The 23695-nt window shown below is 72.6% G+C and carries 18 protein-coding genes; 12 read left to right on the top strand and 6 right to left on the bottom strand.

Features of this window, described 5'->3' with window-relative positions; translation table 11 throughout:
- Positions 1-18: 18 nt before the first annotated feature.
- The 3 genes from ACFYNO_RS37945 to ACFYNO_RS37935 form a co-directional block, all read right to left on the bottom strand.
- Complete coding sequence (locus ACFYNO_RS37945) at positions 19-1419, bottom strand: GH1 family beta-glucosidase (protein WP_388022476.1); 1401 nt, start codon at positions 1417-1419, stop codon at positions 19-21.
- A 46-nt stretch (positions 1420-1465) separates the two neighbouring features.
- On the bottom strand, positions 1466-2449 hold the full coding sequence (locus ACFYNO_RS37940; protein WP_388022483.1) for an acetylxylan esterase: 984 nt from the start codon (positions 2447-2449) through the stop codon (positions 1466-1468).
- 196 nt (positions 2450-2645) lie between these two features.
- The gene (locus ACFYNO_RS37935; protein WP_388022475.1) at positions 2646-5507 is read right to left on the bottom strand and encodes a glycoside hydrolase family 3 C-terminal domain-containing protein; all 2862 of its coding nucleotides are present in this window, start codon (positions 5505-5507) and stop codon (positions 2646-2648) included.
- A 212-nt stretch (positions 5508-5719) separates the two neighbouring features.
- On the opposite strand from ACFYNO_RS37935, the gene ACFYNO_RS37930 reads away from it, so the two are divergent.
- From ACFYNO_RS37930 to ACFYNO_RS37900, 7 genes are all read left to right on the top strand, one after another.
- Positions 5720-7390, top strand: coding sequence for an ABC transporter substrate-binding protein (locus tag ACFYNO_RS37930; RefSeq protein WP_388022472.1), 1671 nt, complete (start codon positions 5720-5722; stop codon positions 7388-7390).
- Positions 7387-8334 (top strand): ABC transporter permease, encoded by a 948-nt coding sequence (locus ACFYNO_RS37925; protein WP_388022470.1) that lies wholly within the window; start codon positions 7387-7389, stop codon positions 8332-8334. Before ACFYNO_RS37930 ends, ACFYNO_RS37925 begins: the two co-directional genes overlap by 4 nt.
- Positions 8331-9302 (top strand): carbohydrate ABC transporter permease, encoded by a 972-nt coding sequence (locus ACFYNO_RS37920; protein WP_388022468.1) that lies wholly within the window; start codon positions 8331-8333, stop codon positions 9300-9302. The genes ACFYNO_RS37925 and ACFYNO_RS37920 overlap by 4 nt, the downstream gene beginning before the upstream one ends.
- A gap of 41 nt (positions 9303-9343) precedes the next feature.
- Positions 9344-10375, top strand: a complete 1032-nt coding sequence (locus tag ACFYNO_RS37915; RefSeq protein WP_388022465.1) for a LacI family DNA-binding transcriptional regulator — start codon at positions 9344-9346, stop codon at positions 10373-10375.
- A gap of 75 nt (positions 10376-10450) precedes the next feature.
- Complete coding sequence (locus ACFYNO_RS37910) at positions 10451-12574, top strand: glycoside hydrolase family 36 protein (protein WP_388022481.1); 2124 nt, start codon at positions 10451-10453, stop codon at positions 12572-12574.
- A gap of 106 nt (positions 12575-12680) precedes the next feature.
- Entirely contained in the window at positions 12681-14180 is a 1500-nt protein-coding gene (locus ACFYNO_RS37905; protein ID WP_388022464.1) for a glycoside hydrolase family 43 protein, read from the top strand.
- Positions 14181-14217: 37 nt separating this feature from the next.
- Complete coding sequence (locus ACFYNO_RS37900; protein WP_388022462.1) at positions 14218-15963, top strand: cellulase family glycosylhydrolase; 1746 nt, start codon at positions 14218-14220, stop codon at positions 15961-15963.
- A gap of 51 nt (positions 15964-16014) precedes the next feature.
- On the opposite strand, the gene ACFYNO_RS37895 is transcribed toward ACFYNO_RS37900, so the two are convergent.
- A complete protein-coding gene (locus ACFYNO_RS37895; protein ID WP_388022459.1) occupies positions 16015-16863 on the bottom strand; it encodes a YoaK family protein in 849 nt (282 codons plus the stop codon).
- A gap of 130 nt (positions 16864-16993) precedes the next feature.
- On the opposite strand from ACFYNO_RS37895, the gene ACFYNO_RS37890 reads away from it, so the two are divergent.
- The gene (locus ACFYNO_RS37890; RefSeq protein WP_388022457.1) at positions 16994-17890 is read left to right on the top strand and encodes a LysR family transcriptional regulator; all 897 of its coding nucleotides are present in this window, start codon (positions 16994-16996) and stop codon (positions 17888-17890) included.
- A gap of 275 nt (positions 17891-18165) precedes the next feature.
- Here the strand turns inward: ACFYNO_RS37890 and ACFYNO_RS37885 are convergent, their stop codons facing one another.
- Positions 18166-18504, bottom strand: a complete 339-nt coding sequence (locus ACFYNO_RS37885) for a hypothetical protein (RefSeq protein WP_388022454.1) — start codon at positions 18502-18504, stop codon at positions 18166-18168.
- A 309-nt stretch (positions 18505-18813) separates the two neighbouring features.
- Between ACFYNO_RS37885 and pqqA the strand changes: the two genes are divergently transcribed.
- Genes pqqA through pqqB form a run of 4 tightly spaced genes read left to right on the top strand, consistent with a single transcriptional unit; the run spans position 18814 to position 21885 of the window.
- Positions 18814-18981 (top strand): pyrroloquinoline quinone precursor peptide PqqA, encoded by a 168-nt coding sequence (gene pqqA / locus ACFYNO_RS37880; protein ID WP_388022453.1) that lies wholly within the window; start codon positions 18814-18816, stop codon positions 18979-18981.
- A complete protein-coding gene (gene pqqC / locus ACFYNO_RS37875) occupies positions 18966-19658 on the top strand; it encodes a pyrroloquinoline-quinone synthase PqqC (RefSeq protein ID WP_388022452.1) in 693 nt (230 codons plus the stop codon). Before pqqA ends, pqqC begins: the two co-directional genes overlap by 16 nt.
- Positions 19655-21028, top strand: a complete 1374-nt coding sequence (gene pqqE, locus ACFYNO_RS37870; RefSeq protein ID WP_388022450.1) for a pyrroloquinoline quinone biosynthesis protein PqqE — start codon at positions 19655-19657, stop codon at positions 21026-21028. The genes pqqC and pqqE overlap by 4 nt, the downstream gene beginning before the upstream one ends.
- A 5-nt stretch (positions 21029-21033) precedes the next feature.
- Positions 21034-21885 (top strand): pyrroloquinoline quinone biosynthesis protein PqqB, encoded by an 852-nt coding sequence (pqqB, locus tag ACFYNO_RS37865; protein ID WP_388022447.1) that lies wholly within the window; start codon positions 21034-21036, stop codon positions 21883-21885.
- 10 nt (positions 21886-21895) lie between these two features.
- Here pqqB and ACFYNO_RS37860 read toward each other — a convergent pair whose 3' ends face one another.
- On the bottom strand, positions 21896-23428 hold the full coding sequence (locus tag ACFYNO_RS37860) for a PQQ-binding-like beta-propeller repeat protein (RefSeq protein WP_388022445.1): 1533 nt from the start codon (positions 23426-23428) through the stop codon (positions 21896-21898).
- Positions 23429-23695: the final 267 nt, after the last annotated feature.

The following is a 23695-nucleotide window of genomic DNA, read 5'->3' as shown; positions in this document are numbered from 1 at the left end:
AGTAGCCGTCGGTGAACTTCATCGGGCGGCTTCCTCCGTCCGCGCACGGTGCGCGGTGATCAGGCCCCGGTACCAGTGATAACTGTCCTTGGGCGCGCGGGTCAGGGTGTCATAGTCGACGTGCACCAGGCCGAAGCGCTGCTCGTAGCCGCGGGCCCACTCGAAGTTGTCGAGCAGCGACCAGACGTAGTAGCCGCGCACGTCGACCCCGGCCGCGATGGCCTCGGCGACGGCGGCCAAGTGGCCGGCCAGGTAGTCGATCCGATCGGGGTCGTGGACGGCACCGTCGGGGCTGACGGTGTCGGCCTCGGCGGAGCCGTTCTCGGTGATCCACACCGGCGGCAGGTCCGGGTAGCGGGCGGCGAGCCCGCACAGCAACTCGGCGAACGCGGCCGGGACGACCGGCCAACCCATGGTGGTGTGCCGGGTGCCGTACGGATCGAGCTCGGTGACCCCGATGTCCATCGCGGTCCGGCGCCGCGGGTCGGGCTCCTTGTGGGGTGCGGCGGCGACGGTGATCGGGCGGTAGAAGTTGACGCCGAGGAAGTCCAGCGGCGCGCCGATCAGTTCCAGGTCGCCGGGCCGCCGCCAGGGCCCGTCGGCCAGGCCGGACCAGGTCTGCGCCTCCAGCACCGGGTAGCGGCCGGCCAGCAGCGGCTCGGTCCAGACCTCGTTGTGCAGCACCTCGGCGCGGCGCACGGCGGAAAGGTCCTCGGGCAGCCGCGAGGCGGCGTCGATCTGGTCGAGGTTGAGGGTGATACCGACCTCCCGCGCCCCGGCGGCCCGCAGCTCGCGCACCGCCAGGCCGTGCCCGACCAGCAGGTGGTGGGCGGCGGCCAGCGCACCCCGGCCCTCCCGGGCCCCGGGCGCGTGCCGCCCCTCGGCGTAGCCGACGAACGCGGAGCAGAACGGCTCGTTGAGGGTGATCCAGCGCTCCACCCGGTCACCGAAACGGGCGGCGGCCAGCGCCGCGTACCCGGCGAACGCCTCGGCGGTCGCCCGGAACCGCCAGCCGCCCCGGTCCTCCAGCGCCTGCGGCAGGTCCCAGTGGTACAGGGTGACGGCGGGTGAGATCCCGGCGGCCAGCAGCTCGTCGAGCAGCCGGTCGTAGAAGGCCAGGCCCTCGCGGTTGACCGGCCCGGTGCCCTGGGGCAGCAGCCTGCTCCAGGAGAGCGAGCACCGGTAGCTGTCCACGCCGAGCCCGCGCAGCAGCGCCACGTCCTCCCGGTAGCGGTGGTAGTGGTCGCAGGCGGTGTCACCGGTGGCACCGCCGAGGGTGCGCCCGGGGGTGTGGCTGAAGGTGTCCCAGATGGACGGGCCGCGCCCGTCCCGGTCGTGGGCGCCCTCGATCTGGTACGCGGCGGTGGCGGCGCCGAAGCGGAACCCGGCGGGCAACACGGGGAACGTCGGATCGGTCACCGGGCCGGCCCCCGTCGGCGGGCCCGCGGCTGCTGGTGCGCGACGGTCACGGCTGCGGCACCAGCCCTCGCTCGGCCAGCCAGGCCAGCTGGGTGGGCGGGGTGGAGCCGCAGCCGCCGGCGTGGTCGGCGAACGGCCACACGGTCATGGTGCGGTCCTCGCCCGCGTAGTGGTTGAAGGCGGCGTACACCGTCCGGGGCGGGCAGACCGGGTCCATCCCGCCGACGCTGAACAGCGCCGGTGCGGTGGCCCGCTGGGCGAAGTAGACGCCGTCGAAGTAGTCGAGCGTGGCGAAGGTCTGCTCCAGCTTGTGGCGGCTGTGCCAGCGCAGGTACTCGACCAGCTCCTGGTACGGCCCGTCCGTGGACAGCTGCGCGCCTTGGCGGTAGTCGCACAGGAACGGAAGGTCCGGCATCACCGCGGCCACACCCTCGCCGGTGAGCCCGGCGACGGCGAGGGCCAGGCCGCCGCCTTGGCTGCCGCCGGTCGCGACGACCCGGTGGGCGTCGAGGCCGGGCAGCTCTGCGACGGCGTCCACGGCGCGCACGCAGTCGGTCATCAGCCGCCGGTAGTAGTGGCTCTCCGGGGAGTCGATGCCGCGGGTCATGAACCCCTCGGCCCACTGGGTGCCGTCGCCTTCACCCCGATCGGGGGTGTCGTGGCCCTGGCCCCGGCTGTCCACCACGAGATGGGCGTAGCCGGCCGATGGCCAGAACAGGTGCTCGGTGGGCAGGCCGCGACCGCCGGTGTAGCCGATGTACATGACGACGACCGGCAGCGGACCGGTCGCGCCGCGCGGGCGCAGCAGCCAGGCGGCCACCGGCTCGCCGTTCCAGCCGGGGAAGCGCACGTCGTCCACCTCCACGGTGCGCAGCCCGTACTGGTCGGTGACCCGTTCGGCCTTGACCGGCCCGCCGTGCGAGCGGGCCTCGTCGAGGGTGCGCTGCCAGAACGCGTCGAAGCCCTCGGGGGCTCTCAAGTCCGGCCGGTGGCCGATGAGTTCATTGAGTCCGAAGTCGGTGGGCGGCATCGCGGACTCCTCCGGGTGGCGCGCTGACGAGGTGATCTGGTGGGGCGTGAGAAGTGGCATGTGGGCCGCCTCCAGGCGGCGGGTGCGGGGGTCTGGGCGGATACGCCCGGCAGCGAGCTCTTCGAACTCGCCGGCCGGGTGCGGCTGGCGACCCGCTCCTCCGATGGGCGGGCCGCCGTGGTGCACCGGGTGTTGGTCAGTCGGTGGTTCCGGCAGTGCCGAAGCGGAAAGCGGCCAGGCGCACCGCACCGTGCAGGGTCAGTCGCAGGTCGTGCTCGCCTGCGAGCGGGGTGGGCAGTTCGGCCGAGACCGTGGTCCAGCTGTACGGTCCCCCGGTGACCGGGACCTCGATCTGCGCCAGCAGCTGGTCGCCGGCCCGGAACTCCAGCCGCGCCTCACCGGAGCCGACGCCCTCGCGGGCCGTCTCCGCCTCGACCCGGACGGCGCCCGCCAGGTCGACCTGGCGGAAGAACAGCTCGGCCGGCTGCGCGGGGTCGGCGGGGGTGACGGCATCGCCGTGGGTGCGGGTGGCGTCGACCAGGGTGCTGCCCGTGTGATCGTCGAAGTCGACTGCCAGGGTTCGGCGTTCCACCAGGCGGCGGGGCTCCGGCGCGGGTCCGGTGACGGTGAGCGGCGCGCTGAGAAGCTCGTGCTCGGCCGAGCGGGCGATGACGATCTCGTACCTGCCGGGGTCGACCGTGAACGCCCCGGTGGCCACGTCCCAGTGGGCGAACCGCCGGGCCGGCACGTGGAAGGTCAGCTCCCGGCTCTCGCCCGGCTCAAGGCGGACCTTGGCGAAGTCGGCGAGGCGCAGCCTGGGCGCCTGGTAGCGGGCGTCCAGGGCGCGGACGTACAGCTGGACCACCTCGCTCCCGGTCCGCTGTCCGGTGTTGGCCACGGTCACCGTGGCGTCCAGAGCGCCGTCCCGCCCGAGCGACGCCTCGGACAGCCGCAGGTCGCGGTGGGCGAACTCGGTGTAGGAGAGGCCGTGGCCGAACGGGTAGAGCGGCGTGGCCCGGTGGTACTGGTAGGTCCAGCCGGCCTTGATGATGTCGTAGTCGAGTGGGTGCGGCAGCGGGTCGTCGCCGCGGTACCAGGTCTGCGCGAGGCGGCCTGCGGGCTCGGCGTCGCCGAGCAGCACGGCGGCCAGCGCGTGGCCGGTCTCCTGGCCGGCGTGGGAGGTCCACAGCACGGCGGGCAGCCGGGCTTCGGCCCAGTCGACGGCGTACGGGTAGCTGCTCATCACGACCAGCGCGGTCTGCGGGCGGACGGCGGCGACCGTGCGCAGCAGGGCCTCCTGTCCAGCGGGCAGGGCGAGGTCGACCCGGTCCTCGGTCTCCCGGCCGTTGATCAGCGGGTGGTTGCCGAGCACCACGACCGCGGCGTCCGCGTTCTCGGCGGCGGCCCGGGCCTCGGCCGCGCCGTCGCGCAGCAGTTCGCGCCGCCAGCGCTCGGCGTCCGCCGCGTCCCGGGCGGTGACGGTGATCCGGCCGTCTGCCGGATCCACGGCGGCGTAGCAGCCGGTGAAGACGGAGCGCAGCAGGACGGTGTCGTCCTGGGCGGCCTCCAGGTGGAAGGTCTCCTGAACGAACCAGCTCTTGATCACCTTGCCGCCCGCGGCCAGCGTGCCGTCCTCCTGGAGGCAGAGGTAGCGGCCGGTTTCGGCATCGCGCAGGGTCAGCCTGTCGCGACCCCAGTCGGTCACGTCGAACTCGGTGCCCCCGAGCGGTTCGCCGGTGCTGCGCGAGCGGAGCGCGATCCTGTCGCTGCCCTCCACCCGGACGACCTCGCCGCCGTGGGCGCCGAGCGCCGCGGCCAGGCCATCGGCGACGGTGACCGAGCGGGGCAGGGTGCCGCTGTACCAGTCCTCGAAGAGGGTGTCGGCGAGCGGGCCGATCACGGCGATCCGCGGGGTGCGGGCCGCATCCAGCGGCAGCATGCCGTCGTTCTTCAGCAGGACGGTCGACTCCACGGCGGCCTCGCGGGCCAGCTCGCGGTGCTCGGGAGAGCAGATCACCTCCGGGCCGATGCCCGCGTACGGGTCGAGCTCGGGGTCGAACTCACCGAGGCGGAAGCGTACTTCGAGCTGGCGGCGGACCGCGAGGTCGATGTCCTCCTGGCTGAGCAGGCCGCGCTCCAGGGCCTCGCGCAGCCGGCCGAGGACCGTCTCGCTGTCCTCGCCGTGGTCGGTGAAGCTGTCGATCCCGGCCTTGAGCGCGGCGGCGTGGCCCTCGGCGTGGTCCTCGTAGTAGTGCTCCGGGTCCACCAGGTTGGACGGCGCCTCGGCGTCGCTGACCACGAAGAGCTCGTGCCCGGTCGGCCGGGCCCAGCGGCGCAGCTCCTCCTCGATCAGCGGACTGACGTGGCAGGGGCGGCCGTTGACCAGGTTGTAGGCGGCCATCGCGCCGGTCGCGGCGCCCGACTCGACCACGGGGCGGAAGGCCGCCAGGTCGTACTCGTGCAGCACCCGCGGGCGCAGCCCGGAGGAGGTGGTGCAGCGGTCGTCCTCGTTGTTGTAGGCCAGGAAGTGCTTGAGCACCGGGGCGGTGCGCAGGTAGTCCGGGTGGTCGCCGGCCAGGCCGCGGCAGTAGGCCTCGCCGATCCGGGCGGTGTGCACCGGGTCCTCGGAGTAGCCCTCCTCGTTGCGCCCCCAGCGCGGGTCGCGCAGCAGGTTCAGCACCGGCGCCCAGGCCTGCAGGCTGTTGGCGGCCCGGTCGGGCGCGACGACCGCCGGGCGGTGGTGGTGGAAGGCGCGCAGCTCGACCGAGACCGCCTCGGCGACCCGGCGCAGCAGCGCCTCGTCCCAGCTCGCGCCGAGACCGACGGCCTGGGGGAAGACGGTCGCCTCCCCGAGCCAGGAGACACCGTGCAGCGCCTCGCTGCCGGTCCGGAACGACGCGACACCCAGGCGCGGGACAGCCGGCGCGTACTGGTGCAGCATCGCGAGCCGCTCCTCGGGCGTGAGCCGCCCGAGCAGGTCGTCGACGCGCTTGTGCAGCGGCAGACCGGGATCACGGAACGGATGCAGCTCGACTGCGGGTACGGAACGGGAAGTCAACGGAGAACCCCTCGGGCAGGCAGGGCGCGATGGCCGTCATCGAAGCGGTTCGAAGCTGACACGTGCTGGCTTTGCCTGTCAACTACCCGTGCTGTAGGGGAATTCGTATTTGTTCAGGCTCTTGCTCAATCGGTAACGCGTCGTTAGTCTCGCCGAAACGTAGAACCGGTTCGACAACGCCGACGGAGAGGGTCCACACCATGAGATCCGGCTTGAACCGCAGGAGTTTCCTGAGCACTGCCGCCACGGTCGCGGGGGCCGCCGCGATGGCACCGCTGCTGTCGGCCTGCGGCACCGGCTCGACCAAGAAGTCCGGTGCCAACACCAGTCAGGGCCTGAAGGCGGCACTGCCGAGCTATCTGCCGAACGACAACGCGGTCAAGCCGGACATAGCCCCCGTGCAGGGCGGGGTCGACGCCGCGACCGATCCCGCCTTCCTCTCCTACCCGGCCTCCCCGCCCGTCACCGTCTCCGGCGTCCCGGGCAAGGGCGGCAGCTACTCGGCCGTCACGCCGCTGTGGGGCACCGTCCCGCCGGCCGGCAACTCGTTCTACCAGGCGATGAACAAGGCCCTGGGTGTCGACCTCACCATGAAGCCGGTCGACGGCACCCACTACGACACCATCATCCCGACGATGACCGCCGCGAAGAAGCTGCCGGACTGGATCAACCTGCCGGCCTGGTGGAACCCGAACTTCAACACCGGCGAGCTGGCCGGCACCCAGCTCGCGGATCTGACCTCGTACCTGTCGGGCGACAACATCAAGAAGTACCCCCACCTGGCCGCCATCCCTTCCGGCGCCTGGCAGATGGGGGTCTGGGGCGACAAGCTGTACGGCATCCCCTGCTTCTCCACCAGTTTCTGCATCAGCGGTGCCGCCTTCTACCGGCGGGACGTCCTCGAAAGCCGTGGCATCACCGCCGACCAGGTGCGATCCGCCGACGACCTGATGAACCTCGGCAAGGAGCTGACCGACGCCAAGCGCGGCGTCTGGGCCTTCGACGACGTCTGGCTCGCCTTCTCCACGATCTGGGGCGCTCCGCAGAACTGGAAGGTCGACAACGGCAAGCTGGTCCACCCGTACGACACCCAGGAGTTCCTGGAGGCCCTCGACTGGCACTACCGCCTGGCCACCTCCGGCTACATGCACCCGGACGCGCTCGCCGGCGACGTCGCCAACGGGAGCACCCGCTTCTACAGCGGGAAGAGCCTCATCGCGTACGGCGGAGGCGGCGCCTGGAACCTGAGCGACTACCAGTCCGGCGTCGCCGCGGACAAGAACTACCGGCGCGGCGCCTTCAACACCATCACCGGCGACGGCAAGGGCACGCCCGTGCTGTGGATGGGCACCGCCGCCAGCATGATCAGCTACCTCAACGCCAACCTGAAGCCGGCCCAGATCGAGGAACTGCTCGCCGTGGCGAACTACCTCGCCGCGCCCTACGGCACGGCCGAGTACACCCTGGTCAACTTCGGCGTCGAGGGCGTCCACCACAGCCGCGTGAACGGCGTGCCGACCTTCACGGACGAGGGCAAGAAGGACGTCCAGGCGACGGCCTATCCCTTCCTCGCCGCCCCGTACTCCGTGATCAGCAACCCGGGCGGGGACATCGTCACCAAGGACTACGCGGCCTGGCAGGCCGCCAACGTCAAGTACCTCACCAAGCCGCCCTTCTGGGGCATGAACTTCACCATGCCGCAGGCGATCTCCGCGGCCGCGGCCGCGCAGAGCGTCAACGACACCATCAAGGACTGCTACCACGGCAAGAAGAAGGTCTCCGACGTGCAGGACGCCATCGCCAGCTGGCGCAACGGCCCCGGCGCGCGGCTCAAGCAGTGGATGACCGAGAACGTCCTCGACAAGTACGGCACCGGCCAGTGAGCACCGCGACCCCCAGGCGCCCGGCCGGCCCGGCGCGGCTCAACTGGCGGATCAGGCTGCGGCGCGACAAGTCGCTGCTGCTGATGACGGTACCGGCGGTCGCCCTGCTGCTGGTGTTCAACTACCTCCCGCTGTTCGGCATCGTCACCGCCTTCCAGGAGTACGACCCGCTGGTCGGAGTGCGGCACAGCGAGTGGGTCGGCTTCGACCAGTTCCGGCAGTTGTTCAGCGACCCGGCGTTCTGGGCCGCGATGAAGAACACGGTGTACCTGAGCTTCGTCCAGCTGGTGCTCTTCTTCCCGATTCCGATCGCCCTGGCCCTGCTGCTCAACTCCGTGGTGAGCGAACGGATCCGCAACTTCTTCCAGTCCGTGGTCTACCTGCCGCACTTCTTCTCGTGGGTGCTGGCGATCACGATCTTCCAGCAGATGCTGGGCGGCGCCGGCGTGGTCAACCAGTTCCTCCGCCAGCACGACATGGGGACCTGGAACATCATGACCGACCCGCACACCTTCGCGCTGCTGGTCACCTCACAGGCGATCTGGAAGGAGGCCGGCTGGGGGATCATCGTCTTCCTCGCCGCGCTGAGCGCGATCAACAACGAACTGTACGAGGCCGCGGCCGCGGACGGAGCCGGCCGGTTCCGCCGGATGTGGCACATCACCCTGCCGGGCCTGCGCGGAGTCATCGTCCTCATGCTGGTCCTGCGCCTCGGCAACGCGCTGTCCGTCGGCTTCGAGCAGTTCCTGATCCAGCGTGACGCCGTCGGCCACGACGCCGCCGACGTCCTGGACACCTTCTCCTTCTACTACGGCATCGCCACCGGCGGCTACAGCTACGGCGCGGCGGCCGGGCTCTTCAAGAGCGTGGTCTCGCTGCTGCTCGTCTGGGGCGCCAACCGGCTGGCGCACGCCTTCGGCGAGGACGGGCTGTATCGCAGATGACCAACACACTCACCCTCGCGTCGCGGCGCGACGAGCAGCGCCGCACGGCCGCGGCCCGCCGGCGGGCCCGCTCCGCACGACCGCCCTGGGAGGAGCCGCCGACCGCCGTCGGCCAGGCCGCCAAGGGGCTGACGCTCGGCGGGACGCTCGCGGTCATCCTGGTCCCCCTGTGGATCATCGTGGTGACCAGCTTCTCCACACCGGGCGCCATCAACCGGGCCGGCGGACTGGTGGTCTGGCCGGACGGCCTGACCACCGAGTCCTACCGCCAGATGCTCGGCGACCCGACGGTCGTCACCGCGCTGACGGTGAGCCTGGGCATCACCGTGGTCGGCACCGCCATCTCCATGGCCGTCTCCATCCTGTGCGCCTACGGCCTCTCCCGGCCGCGCTCGTTCGGGCACCGCTTCGTCCTGCTCCTCCTGGTCGTCACGATGTTCGTCGGCGGCGGCCTGATCCCGACCTTCCTGGTGGTCACCGACCTCGGCGGGTACGACCAGTGGTGGGCGCTGATCCTGCCCAGCGCGGTCTCCGTCTTCAACATCCTGGTGCTGCGCGCCTTCTACCAGGACACCTCCTCCGAACTCATCGACGCGGCCCGCATGGACGGCGCCGGGGAGTGGCGGATCCTCTGGTCCGTCGTCCTGCCCACCTCGCGCGCGGTCACCGCGGTCACCGCGCTGTTCTACGCCGTCGGGTACTGGAACTCCTTCTTCAACGTCATGCTCTACATGCCGACGGACAGTCAGAAGTGGCCACTGCAGTACGTGTTGCTCACCTACGTCAACCGGGGCAACGGACTGCCCGGTTCGGTCAACTCCGGATTCGGCAGCACCCACGCGCAGACCGCCCCGCTCTCGCTGCAGATGGCCGTGGTGGTGCTCACCCTGGTGCCGCTGGTCGTCGTCTACCCGTTCGTCCAGAAGCACCTGCGCGCCGGTGTCCTCACCGGAGCGATCAAGGGCTGAGCCGCCCACCCGGTCCCCACCGACACGAAGGGAGCAGCCGCATGGCGACACTCGCCGATGTGGCCAGGCACGCCGGGGTCTCGACGAGCACGGTCAGCTACGCCCTCAGCGGCAAGCGGCCGATCTCGCACGAGACCAGGACCCGCATCGAGCAGGCGATCACCGACCTCGACTACCACCCCAACGCGGGCGCCCGGGCCCTGGCCGGCAAGCGCTCGCACATCATCGCCCTGATGGTGCCGCTCCACCCCGAGGTGCACGTGCCCACGATGATGGAGATCGCCATCGCCGTCACCGTGGCGGCCCGCGCGCACGGCTACGACGTCCTGCTGCTCACCAACGACGAAGGCCCCGAAGGCGTCCGCCGGGTCGCCGCCAGCGGACTCGCCGACGGGGTCATCCTGATGGACGTCCGGCTGGAGGACGACCGGCTCCCGGTCCTGCGCGCCCGGGGGATCCCGGCCGCCCTCATCGGCCTGCCCGAGGACTCCGCCGGACTGTCCTGCGTCGACCACGACTTCGCCACCGCCGGCGCCCTCTGTGCCGACCACCTGGCGGACCTCGGCCACCGGGACGTCGCCTTCATCGGCTACAGCAGCGGCGTCTACCGGCGGCACGCCGGCTACGCCGAGCGCACCCTGAGCGGGTTCCGCGCCCGCGCCGAACTACGCGGCCTGCGCTTCCTGCACCGACCGTGCAAAGGCACCTACGAGAGCACCGCCGGCACCCTGACCCGGATCCTCGCGGACCGCCCGGACACCACCGGCTTCGTCGTGCAGAACGAGGACGCGATCGGCCCGCTGCTCAACCTGCTGCGCGCCAGCGGCCGGACCGTCCCGGAGGACGCCTCGGTCATCGCCATCTGCCCCGACCCGATGGCCGAGCAGCACTCCCCCCGGCTCACCTCGGTGAGCGGCCCGAAGAAGGAGCTCGGGCAGGCCGCCGTCGCCCAGGTCATGGCGATGATCGCCGCGACCGCCGCCGCCGACGACGAGCCGGAGCACCGACTCGTCCTGATGCCCCCGGAACTGACGGTCCGTGAGAGCACCGCCCCGGCCCCGCGAGGCAGTTGACGTCCCTGCCAACCGCCCGGTCTGCCGCCCGACATCTCCCCATCGAGGAATGCCACCGTGACCGACCCGCACGAGATGATCCGCTGGGGCCACGACGCCCTGGAGCTGGAGATCGCCCTGGACGAGCACGCCCCGCCCCGCCTGGTCCGCCTCGGGGCGCCGGGCGAGCGGACCAGGGCCCCGCGCCCCGCCGCTCCCCTGCCGCTGGTGGAGGTCACCACCGCCGGCCTCGGGCGCTACTGGTCGGGCCGCCACCTCGTCAACACCGTCCTCGGCTCGCGGCTGCGCCACCGCTCCCACCGCGCGAGCCGGGAGGGCGCGTGGCACGTGCTCACCGTCGAGCTCCACGAGCCGGAGACCGGTCTGACCGCCGAGGCGGTCTACCGGTCGATGGACGGCCTGCCGGTGCTGCGCAGCGAAGTCCGGCTGCGCAACGACGGGCCGCGGACACTGCACCTGGAGTCGGTCGGCTCGCTCGTGGCGGGCTGCCTCACCGAGGGCGACGCGGCGGCTCTGGGCGACGCCGAGCTGCTGTGGGCGGAGAACGAATGGTTCGCCGAGTGCCGCTGGCAGCGCCAGCCGCTGCGGGTGTCCTCGCCCGAGCGGAGCGGCCGCTTCCACACCACCTCCGGCCGAAGCACCCACATCGTGGCCGGGCAGGGCGTGTGGTCCAGTTGCGGCCGGCTGCCGATGGGCGGCCTGACGGACCGGCGGTCCGGCCGCACCTGGCTGTGGCAGCTCGAACACAACGGCGGCGGCTGGCGCTGGGAGTGCGGAGTGCGGGACGACACCGCGTACGCGGCACTGTACGGCCCGAACGACGCCGACCACGGCTGGCGCCACCCGCTGGAGCCCGGCGCCGAATTCCGCACCGTGCCGGTGGCCCTGGCGTTCTGCGCGGACGGCGGGCCCGACAGCGCCTTCGCCGCCCTGACCCGCTACCGCCGCGCCACCCGCCGGCCGCACTCCGACCACCGCCGGCTCCCGGTCGTCTTCAACGACTACATGAACTGCCTGATGGGCGATCCCACCACGGCCGAGCTGCTGCCCCTGGTCGACGCCGCAGCCGAGGCCGGCGCCGAGTACTTCGTCATCGACGCCGGCTGGTACGCCGACGGCGACGACTGGTGGCCCGCTGTCGGGGCCTGGGAGCCGTCCGCTTCGCGCTTCCCGGGGCTGAAGGGGATCCACGAAGTCCTGGACCGGATCCGGGATCGCGGCATGGTCCCCGGCCTGTGGCTGGAGCCGGAGGCGGTCGGCGTGAGCAGTCCGGTCGCGGCCTCGCTGCCCGAGGAGGCCTTCTTCCGCCGCGACGGTCGGCGGGTGGAGGAGGGCGGCGGCCGCTACCACCTGGACCTGCGCCACCCCGCCACCCGCGCCCACCTGGACAAGGTGGTGGACCGCCTGGTCGGCGAATGGGGCATCGGCTACCTCAAGCTCGACCACAACACCGACCCCGGCTCCGGCACCAGCGCCCACCCCGGGGAGGCCCCGGCCGCCGGCCTGCTCGGCCACAACCGGGCCCAGCTCGACTGGCTCGACGGCATCCTCGACCGCCACCCGGACCTGGTGATCGAGAACTGCGCCTCCGGCGGCATGCGCATGGACCACGCCCTGCTCTCCCGGCTCCAGCTGCAGTCCACCAGCGACCAGCAGGACCTGCTCCGCTACGCCCCCATCGCGGCGGCGGCCCCCACCGCCGTCACCCCCGAGCAGGGCGCCGTCTGGGCCTACCCGCTGCCCGAGGACTCCCTCGACGAGGTCTCCCTCACCATGGCCAACGCCCTCCTCGGCCGCCTCCACCTCTCTGGCCGGCTCACCGAACTCACCCCGCAGGCGCGTGCGTTGGTTCATGAGGCGGTGGCTGTCCACAAGTCGATCCGGGCCGACCTGCCACAGGCGGTGCCGGCCTGGCCGCTCGGCCTGCCGGGCTGGGAGGACCCGTGGATCGCCCTGGCGCTGCACGCCCCCGCCGGCACCTATGTCACCGCCTGGCGCCGCACCGGCACGGAGACCTCCCGGGATCTCCGTCTGCCCCGCCTGGTCGGCGCCGAGGTCCGCGTCGACGTGCTCTACCCGTCGTCCAGCCGGGCCGCCACCGTCTGGCACCCGGAGACCGCCGAACTCACCCTGACCCTGCCGGCGGCCCCCTCCGCCGTCGTGCTCCGTCTCACCAGGGCCTCTTCCGCGAGGAGTTGACCATGCGCCGGACGACCGCGCGAGCCGGCCTCACCCGTGGTGCCCCGGCAGCCCCGCGCAGACGGGGCACCACCCCCGAGAGCATCCCCCGAAAGGACATGACCGCGTGTCAAGCCAGCACCAGGCGGACGCCACCGTCGCCAACCCCGTGATCCCCGGGTTCCACCCCGATCCCAGCATCTGCCGGGTGGGCGACGACTACTACCTCGTCTGCTCCAGCTTCGAGTACTTCCCCGGCATCCCCGTGTTCCACAGCCGCGACCTGGTGAACTGGAGCCAGATCGGCAACGCCCTGGACCGGCCGAGCCAGCTGCGCCTGCCGCTCGACATGCGCTCCTCCGGCGGGATCTTCGCGCCCACCCTGCGCCACCACGACGGCCGGTTCTGGCTGATCGTCACCAACGTGGGCGACGGCGGCAACCTGCTCTACACCGCCACCGACCCGGCCGGCCCCTGGTCCGACCCGCTCCGGCTGCCCGGGGTCCCCGGCATCGACCCCGACCTGGCCTGGGACGAGGACGGCACCTGCTGGTGCACGGTCGCCGGCATCTCCCAGGTGCGGCTCGACCCGGCCACCGGCGAGACCTCTGCCCCGCACAGGCTCTGGTCCGGCACCACGGACGCGATGGCGCCCGAGGCACCGCACCTCTACCGGATCGGCGAGTACTGGTATTTGCTGATCGCCGAGGGCGGCACGGAACGCGGCCACAGTGTCGCCATCGCCCGTGGCGAGTCGCCGTCAGGTCCGTTCGAGCCGTGCCCGGCCAACCCGATCCTGACCCACCGCGGCACCAACCGGCCGATCCAGAACACCGGCCACGCCGACCTGGTGCAGGCGCCCGACGGCTCCTGGTGCCTGGTCCTGCTCGCCGTGCGACCGGGCGGCGGCACCCCGGGCTGGCACGTGCTCGGCCGCGAGACCTTCCTCGCGCCGGTCAGCTGGGTGGACGGCTGGCCCGTGGTCGGCGAGCTGGAGCTGCAGATGCCTGCGCCCGGCTGGCCGCTGACGCCCGTTCAGCCGGTGCCGGAGCGGGACGACTTCGACCAGGCCGAGCTGCACCCGCAGTGGATCTCGGTGCGCGAGCGCCGCCCCGAGCTGTGCGGCACCAAGGAGCGCGCCGGCTGGCTCACCCTGCACGCCGCCGGCACCTCACTGGACGAGCCCGACGTGGTGTTCACCGGCCGCCGCCAACAGCACCTGACGTGCAGGGTGCGCGCCCTGGTCGACGCCTCCGCCGGCCGGGGCGGCCTGGCCGTCCGACTGGACGAGCAGCACCATTACGAGATCGAGACGGACGCCGGCACGGTCAAGGTCCTCGCCCGGATCGGCCCGCTGCGCACCGAGGTGGCGTCCCGACCGCTGCCCGCCGGACCGGTCGTCCTCGGCATCGACATCGCCCCGGCCCCGCCGCAGGGCTCGCGGACCGGCCCCGACCTGCTCTCCTTCGGCGTCGAGGAGCCCGACGGCAGCTTCACCGTGCTCGGCACCCTCGAGGGCCGCTACCTGTCCACCGAAGTGGCCGGCGGCTTCACCGGCCGGGTGATCGGCATGTACGCCGCATCCGGCACCGTCCACTTCGACTGGTTCGACTACCGAGCCGCATAGACCTCCCGCCCCCACCACCCCACGGAAGGCACTCCACATGATCCACGCACCTCGCACCGCCGGCCCGCGCAGCCGCCGTCTCACCCGCACCGCGAGCCTCCTGGTGGCCCTGGTCACCACCGGCGGCCTGGCCTGCGGCACCGCCGTCGCCACCCCGGCCGACGCGGCGACGACGGACGCCGCGTCCACCTGGGTCCCCAACGACCCGATGGAGGCCGTGGCGAAGATGCAGCCCAGCTGGAACCTCGGCAACACCCTGGACGCCATCCCCGACGAGACCTCCTGGGGCAACCCGCTCACCACCAAGGCGACGTTCGACGCCCTCCGGGCCCAGGGCTTCCACAGCGTCCGGATCCCCGTCACGTGGTACCCCCACCAGTCCGACACGGCCCCGTACGCCATCGATCCGGCCTGGATGGCCCGGGTCAAGCAGGTGGTCGACTACGCGCTGGCCGACGGCCTCTACGTCGAGATCAACGTGCACCACGACTCGTGGAAGTGGATCGAGTACATGTCCACCGACCACGACGCGATCATGGCCCGCTTCGACGCCACCTGGCAGCAGATCGCCGCCGCGTTCAAGGACGAGCCGCGCAAGCTCCTCATGGAGAGCATCAACGAGCCCCAGTTCACCGACGCGACCGACGCCCAGAAGACCCAGTACCTGAACGAGCTCAACACCTCGTTCTTCAGCATCGTGCGGGGCTCCGGCGGCGGGAACAAGAACCGCCTGCTCGTGCTGCCCTCACTGCAGACCAACTCCGCCCAGAACTGGCTCGACGACCTGTCCACGACGATGACCTCGCTGCACGACCACAACCTGGTCGCCACCGTCCACTACTACAGCTGGTACCCGTTCAGCGTGAACATCGCCGGCGGCATCTCCTTCGACGCCACCGCCCAGAAGGACCTGACCGAGGGCTTCACCCGGGTCCACGACACCTTCGTCGCCAAGGGCATCCCCGTCTACCTCGGCGAGTACGGCCTGCTGACCTCCCCGAACGACGGTTACGTCGAGCGCGGGGAGGAGCTGAAGTACTTCGAGGCGGTCAACTACGAGGCCCGGATCAACGGCATGACGAGTGCGGTCTGGGACGCCTCCAACGACTTCCTCAACCGCACCACCATGCAGTGGGTGGACCCACAGATGGAGGCCTTGATCAAGGCGTCCTGGAAGGTCCGCTCGGGCACGGCCTCCAGCGACAACGTCTTCGTACCCAAGGGCGGCCCGTTCGCGGCCCAGACGCTCACCCTCAACCTCAACGGCACCACCTTCAAGGGCCTGTGGAACGGCCACACCAAGCTGGCCGAGGGCCCCGACTACACGGTCAACGGCGACCAGCTGACCCTCACCGCGCAGGCCCTCGCCCGCCTCAGCGGCAACCAGGCCTACGGGATCGACTCGACCATCAAGGCCGAGTTCTCCACCGGCGTGCCGTGGCAGATCCACATCCGCAGCTCCGACAAGCCGGTGGTCTCCGACGCCACCGGAACCACCACCCTCGCCATCCCCACCCAGTTCAACGGCGACCTGCTCGCCACCATGGAATCCACCTACGCCGACGGCACCAACGCCGGCCCCACCAGCTGGACCCCCTACCAGGAGTTCGGGACCGCCTTCGCCCCCGACTACACCGCCGGCACCACCACCCTGACCTCCGACTTCGTCAACAGCCTCAAGGACGGCGCCCCGGTCACCCTCACCTTCCACTACTGGACCGGCACCACCCTCACCTACCACGTCACCAAGTCGGGCAGCACCATCACCGGCACCACCGCCTGACCCGGACCGACCGCCGCCCCGACCGCCGGCCTGCCGGCGGTCGGGGCCCCCTCACCTCCTGAAGTGCACCTGTGTTCCCGCTGCCCGACCGCGTCCTGGGTGAGGTCCATCCACCGGGCGCGCCGGTACCGCTGATCGCGCGGCCGCCCGCTCGTCGTAGACGAACAGCGCCAGTGCCATGGCCAGGAGGGCGACGAGCGCCCACAGGGTGTGAACCGCCCCGGTCGCGGTCAGCAGGCCGCTTCCGAACGCGCCGGCGAGGAAGGCGGCGATCACGGTGGCGAACTGGCGCGCGCGGCGCGCCGCTTCCCTGTCGCGATGGACGACGGCCGTGTAGACGCTCTGGACCGCGGTGCGGAGGTTTCCCGTCGTCATGGTGGTGTTGTACGCGGTGTCCACCAGCTTGCGGAACGTGGACACCTGCACCGACGCCGTGAAGGCGATCACGACGATGACGAACATGTCCGCAGTGCCCGTGGGGAGCAGCGCGACGCCGGCGAGCACCACGATCTCCAGGACGAGCGCCGCACGGGCCGGCCAGCGTACGACCGCGGCCGCCCGGGGGAGCTTGAGGGACTCCGCGACGACCACGCCCATGATGAACGCGAGGATCGCCGGAAGGTGGTGCAGGGCCCGCACCCACTGCCCCCGAGAGCCCTCGATGCCCAGCAGGACGATGTTCCCTGTCTGCGCGTTGGCGAAGACCCCGCCGTGGCCGACGAACGTGAAGGCGTCGAGCGCCCCGCCCACCAGAGCCAGCAGGACGCCCAGCCGCACGGAGTGCGATGTGGGGAGGCGCGGCGTCTCGAGGTCCGCGCGGGTCGCCGCCACGTCGGGGTGGTCGACGATCCAGCCCCCACCGCTCCCCCCGCGGACCAGCTCACCCTGCAGACGCGACACGGCCGACTCCTCATGGATCCCGACGGCCTCTCCGTCCAGGACGCATTCCATAGTGGGTTGCGGAAGCGTGAAGTACAATCGCGAAAATCTACACGGGCATTTAGCTGAGCTTAACGCTGGAGGTGGCGTCGTGCTGGACGTCCGACGCATCCTGCTCTTCACGGAGGTCGCCCGTCGCGGTTCGGTGACCGCGGCGGCGCGCGCTCTCACCTACACCCCTTCAGCGGTTTCGCAGCAGATCAGCCGCCTGGAGGCGGAGGCGGGCCAGCCTCTGCTGGAACGCCATGCGCGGGGCGTGACCCTCACCGATGCCGGGCGCGCCCTGGCCGAGCGCGGATCGCGGATCGAACGCGAGCTACGGGCCGCGGAGAACGAACTCGCCGACTTCGCCGGACTGCGCGCGGGCACCCTCCGCGTCGGCACCTTCCCCACGGCGGGCGCCTCGCTGCTCCCGTCCGCCGTCATCGCCTTCCGCGAGGCGCACCCCGACGTACGGCTGACGGTGCGCAGCGCCCGCATCGCCGGCCTGTGGTCCCTGCTGGAGAACCGGGAGATCGAGCTCTCCCTCATGTGGGACTACGACTGGTGCCGCATCGACCGCGAGGACGCCCTCGTCACCCCGCTCCTCGACGACCCCCCGGCCCTCCTCGTCAGCGACCGGCATCCGCTCGCGGGCCGCCCCTCAGCCGCTCTCGCAGAGGTCGCGGGCGACCCCTGGATCACGCGTGCCGAGCAGCACCCCGTCGCCGAGGCGCTCGACCGCAGCTGCCGGGCCGCCGGGTTCGAGCCCCGGATCGCCTACGAGGCCCACGACTACCAGGAGGCCCAGGCCATGGTCGCCGCCGGCATCGGCGTCGCGCTCGCCCCGACCATGGCCCTGGAGGGCATCCGCCCCGGCGTCAGCGTCCTGCCGCTGCGGCCGCCCGCACCGGTCCGCCGCATCCTGCTGGTCAGCCTGTCCGACCACTCGCTCACGCCCGCCGCGCAGGCCTTCTCGGAGTGCATCCGGCGGGTCATCAGGAAGTAGGCGCCGGCCCAGGCCGAAGATCACGCCTGCCGCTCATCCCCCGTCGTCCGGTGCCAGCCTCGGGATGTCGGCCGGAAAGAGGCTGACCAGCAGGCCGTATGCCTCGGCGGTGGGGCTCTCCCCCGCACCCCGGCCTGCCGGTGACCCCGGCGCGCAAGCGGTGAGGCCGCGCGGCAGGCCGGCACGCCGTGGAACGCCACGCGCGAGCGGTGCCGGACACCGCCACCCGCCACCCCGGCGCCCACGCCGCCCCCGGCAGCCGGCCGGCGCGGACCTCAGGACGTAGCAGCTGCCGGAGCGGCTTCCGGCGAGGCGGCGGGCTCGGGGACCTGCGCGCCGGACGGACCCTCCTGCTGTGCGGCAACCGCCTCGTGGGCCGCCAGGTGCGTGCGGACCTCCTTGACCGTCAGGTCCAGCAGACCGGCCGTCACATCCAGCCCGCCGCCGATCGCGTCCGCCACCTCGGCCACCGTACGGCTCAGATCCGCCTGCGCCCGCGCCGCCTCGACCAGCGCGCGGTCATAGGCCTCCAACGCGGCCAGCTGCCGCCGGTGACGCTCCTGCAACTCACGACGGCGCCGCTGCGCCCCGTCCTGCGGCTCACTGATGCTCATGCCCCCATGCTCCCAGATCCCGCCACGAGCCGTCCCAGCCCCCGAGGACGGCGAGCCGCGGCGCCGGCTCCGCAGGCCGCGCGCGCCGGTCATTCGAACGGAGTAGGGCGGACGGCCCGGCCGGTTCCCGCGCCCGGCCGCGACGCAGCGCGCCCGACCAGGCCGGGCGCGCTGCGCGGGTAACCCGTTCGCATGGGCACGGTCCCGCGTTCGGGCGGCCTCGACCTGCGGGCGGCCGCGCGGGCTCGTAGCGTCCGGGCAGAGGGCCCGCGAGTCCTCTCCCCCACCCCCGAAGCCGAGGAGGCAGTCATGGATGCCACCCGTACCCCGCAACCGCCGCCGGGAGCCGCCGCCGCGCCGACGATCCCGCCGGCCGCCGCCAAGCCCTCCTGGTCCGCCCCCGCGGTGGAGTGCCACCGCACCGGCGCCGAGGTCACCGCCTACGCCGGACGGACCTCGCAGTGGCGCGACCGCTGAGCCGCGAGCAGTTCGCGGCCAGGCTGCACGACCTGCGCGGACGGTACTGGGACACCCACCCGTTCCACCTGCGCCTGCACTCCGGTGGCTGCACGCCACCGGAGTTGCGGCGTTGGGTCGCCAACCGCTGGTACTACCAGCTCTGCCTGACCCGCAAGAACGCCGCCATCATCGCCAACTGCCCGCTCCCGGAGGTCCGTCGGGCCTGGGCCGGCCGGCTCGCCTACCAGGACGGGCCGGACGCCGACGGGACCGGGGGCCTCGCCGACTGGCTGGTGCTCGCCGAGGCGGTGGGCCTGGACCGCGCCGAGGTGGTGGACCAGCGGCACCTCGCCCGCGGGGTGCGGTTCGCCGTCGACGGCTATCTGCACTTCTGCCAGACCCGGCCCTGGACCGAGGGAGTGGCGGCGGCGCTCACCGAGATGTTCTCGCCCGACCACATGGCCGACCGGGTCACCGCCTGGCGCCGCCACTACGGCTGGATCGACCCGGCCGGCTACGCCTACTTCGAGCACCGCATCCCGGTCGCCCGCGCGGACAGCGCCCGCACCCTGGAGCTCGTCCTGGACCACTGCGTCACCGCGGACCAGCAGCGGGCCGCCGTGGACGCGCTGGCCTTCAAGTGCGAGGTGCTGCGGGCCGTGCTGGACGCCGTCGACTACGGAGCCGACCGATGAGCACCGCCGCCCCGGGACTGCGCCCGGGCGTGCGGCTGGTGTACGACCCGGCGCGCGGCCGGTCCGTGCTGCTGCACCCCGAGGGCGTGCTGCTGCTCAATGACACCGCCGCCGACGTGCTGCGGCAGTGCGACGGGCGGCGCGACGCGCGAGCGGTCACCGCGGAGCTCGCCGCCCGCTACGACGGGGTGGCCGGCGCCCAGGTGGAGGCCCTCTTCGCCGACCTGGCCGAGCGCCGGCTGCTCGTCCTCGACGGGACCGGCGCGCCGGTACGGCCCGTGGTGGCGGCGGCCGGCGACGCGGTCCGCGAGCCCGCGCCGCTCGGGCTGATCGCCGAACTCACCTACCGCTGCCCGCTGCAGTGCACCTACTGCGCCAATCCGACCGAACTCTCGCGTTATCGCTCCGAGTTGGACACCGAGCAGTGGCTGCGGGTGCTCGACCAGGCCCGCGGGCTCGGCGTGCTGCAGGTCCACCTGACCGGCGGCGAACCGCTGGTCCGCCGCGACCTGGGGCAACTCGTCTCCCGGGCACGAGAGCTGGGCCTCTACACCAACCTGATCAGCAGCGGCATCCCGCTCGGCCCCGGGCGGGCCGCCGAGCTCGCCGCCGCGGGCCTGGACCATGTGCAGCTCTCCCTGCAGGACGCGGAGCCGGGCAGCGCCGACACCATCGCCGGCATCGCCGCCCACGACCGCAAGCTCGCCGCGGCCCGGCAGTTCACCTCCGCCGGCCTTCCGCTGACCGTCAACGCCGTGCTGCACCGCGGCAACCTGGTCCGGCTCGGCGCACTCGTCGACCGGGCGGTCGAGCTCGGCGCCGACCGGGTCGAGCTGGCCCACGTGCAGTACTACGGCTGGGCCTGGCGCAACCGCGCCCACCTCGCGCCCAGCGCGGAGCAGGTCGAGCGGGCCGATCGCGACGTCGCCGCGGCCAGGGAGCGCCACGGCGGGCGGATCGAGATCGCCTACATCGCCGCCGACCTGCACGGCGGCACCGTCAAGCCGTGCATGAACGGCTGGGGGAGCGAGCAACTGGCGGTCGCCCCCAACGGCGACGTGCTCCCCTGCCTCGCCGCCGCGCAGCTGCCCGGCCTGGTGCTGCCGAACGCCGTCACCGACGGGCTGGCGGCCAGCTGGCACGACTCGCCCGCGTTCAACCGGTTCCGGGGCACCGGCTGGATGCCGGAGCCCTGCCGCAGCTGCGACCTGCGCGAACTGGACCACGGCGGCTGCCGGTGCCAGGCCTACCAGTTCACCGGCGACCCGGCGGCGACCGACCCCGCGTGCCGGTTCTCGCCGCACCACCACCTGGTCACGGCCCCGGCCGCGGCCGCGACGGCGGCCCCGGTGCCGCGCCGGATGCACTGACGGCCATGTGGATCAGGATCCTGGGGACCGCCGCGGGCGGCGGGCTGCCCCAGTGGAACTGCGGGTGCGCCGAGTGCACCGCCGCCCGCCGCACCGGGGCCGGCCGGAGCCAGGACTGCCTGGCCGTCAGCGGTGACGGCCAGGCCTGGTACCTGGTCAACGCCTCCCCGGACCTGCGCACCCAGCTGCTCTCCGCACCCGAGCTGGCCCCCGCCCCGGGCACCCGGGACACCCCGCTGCGCGGCGTACTGCTGACCAGCGGTGAACTCGACCACACGCTGGGCCTGTTGACCCTGCGCGAGGCCGCCCTCCTGACCGTCCACGCCACCGCGCCGGTCCGGGAGGCGCTGGCGCGCGCCTTCCCCGTCGGCCCGCTGCTGGCGGCCTACACCGAGGTCGGCTGGCACACCGTCAGGCCCGGCGAGCCGCTGGCGCTCGCGGGCGGGCTGCGGGCGGAGGCCTTCACGCTCGGCGGCAAGCGGCCGCGGTACGCGGCCGGCCTGGCCGGGAGTACGGACTGGGTGGTCGGCTACCGGTTCACCGCGCAGCACGGTTCCGCCTGCGCGGTGTACGCGCCGGGGCTGGCCGAGTGGTCACCGGCCATGGACCGCGCGGTGGAACAGGCGGACCTGGTGCTGCTCGACGGCACCTTCGCCGCGCCGGACGAGTTCGGCAGGCGGACCGCCGGCATGGGCCACCTCGCCGTCGCGGACTCGCTGCCGCGGCTGGCCCGCCGGCCCGGACCGCGCTACCTCTACACCCACCTCAACAACACCAATCCGCTCGGCCGGCGCCCGCCACCGTGGGAGGTGACGGGCGCCGGGATCGCCGAGGACGGGCTGCTGATCGAGCTCTGACGCCGCGGGGTCAGTTGCTGCCGAAGGCGATCAGGTGGCCGTCCCGGGTGCCGATGAAGACCCGGCCGCTGTCGGTCGCGGGCACCACGAACTTCGCCGCCGTGCCGATCGGGAACGAGCGGCGCAGGTGCATCACGCCGTTGACCGGCACCGCGTCGTAGACCCGCAACTCGCCGCCGACGCCACCCGCGCCGGATCCGGACCAGACCGCCCAGACCAGACCGGAGGAGAGGCTGGTCCCGTTGGAGGTGACCACCGGGGAGCCGGAGCCGTAACCGAAGCCCTCGTTGCTGGTGGCGGAGCTGGTCAGGGTCGGCACGCCCGCGCCGTTCACCCCGAACTTGAGGGCGCGCAGCGGCGAGCGGCCGTTGCCGGTGTCGGTGGCCACCGTGTAGACGTAGCCGCTGCCGCCGCCGAAGGCCGCGGGGTGGCCCCAGACGCCCTCGAACGGGCCGGCCATGCTGACCGGCTTGTCGGTGCCGTTCGGGCCCTGGCCCATGCCGCCGAGGTTGTCCCGGTCCAGCAGGAAGACCCGGCCGTCCTTGCCGACCTGGACCAGCAGGTGCGGGTGCGCGGCGGTGCCGAAGCCGGTCGGCAGGGCCGTCGGGCCGCCCGAGCCGAGGTCGGTGTCGTTCTTGTCCATCGTCTGGTTGTTGGTCGGGCTGAAGAAGTCCTTGGCGGTGAGGCTGCCGTCGGAGTTCACGCCGAGCCGGATCACCGACTCGCCGAGCTTGCCGGGCGGCCGGTTGCCGGGGCCGGGGCCGGGCGAGCCCGCGTTCTCGCCGTTGCCGGTGGCGACGAAGATCCGGCCCGTGCCGTCCGAGACCAGACCGCCGCCGCTCTGCCAGATGCCGCCCTCCTGGGTGTCGGAGCCGGCCTCGGTCGACCAGATGCTGAGCGCCCGGGTCGCGGTGTTCACGCCGACCACCTGGCCGACGTACGGGCCGGAGTCGCAGTAGGAGGCGAAGGCCGCGAAGACGTGGCCGTTCAGCAGCAGCAGCCCGGCGCGGCCGTTCGCGGTCAGCGGGTTGAACGGGTGGCCGGGGCTGTTGGTCGGCGTGCCCTGGATGGTCACCGGCCACCCGGTGCGCTCGGCGCCGGTGGAGGCGTTCAGCGCGTGGATGTACCAGTGCGGGTGCTGGACGTCCGGGCCGTCGTTGACCTTGCTGGTGAGGTAGACCGTGTTGGTGACGGAGTCGTAGACCGGCGTCGCGGTGATCCCGGTGTGAGCGGCCGGGTCGTTGCAGCTGACGGCCGAGGTGGGCCAGGGCGCGCCGAGGCGGCGGGTCCAGTTGGCCTTGCCGGTGGCCGGGTCCAGGCCGTAGACGTAGTTGTTCTCGGTCGCCGCGATCACGTTGCTGCCGGTGGTCAGCGGCTGGGCGAGCACCGAGCCGTTCACGGGCGTGGACCAGCGCTGCCCGAAGGCCGAGGAGGACACCTTGGCGGGTGTCAGGTTCGGCTCGCTCGCGTCCCACCCGGTGCGCTTGTTGTTGAGCGACACGGTGGGGTCGACGGCCTGCGCGGGGGGCGCGAAGGCGAGCATGAGCAGGCTCGCCGCGGCCGCCGCCCCCGCCCTCAGCCGGAGCCCGCCTCCGCTCCTCGGTCGGTCCTGCCCGTGCGTCGCTGAACTGGGTCGCATCATGTGATCCGCCATCCGCCCTGGTCTCCGGTTGGCCGTGGACGTCGAAGCCCGGCCCGATGGCTCATTGTGCTGACGGATCGTCAGTTCGCGGCCGACCGGCAGGGCGGTGCGGCGGCAGGTTCACGCTAGGGGAGCAGTGGACGCCGCCCGGACCACCTCCACCCGCCC

Source organism: Kitasatospora sp. NPDC006697, assembly GCF_042869935.1.
In the GTDB taxonomy this organism is placed as follows: Bacteria; Actinomycetota; Actinomycetes; order Streptomycetales; family Streptomycetaceae; genus Kitasatospora.
This window is presented reverse-complemented; position numbering and strand designations above follow the sequence as displayed.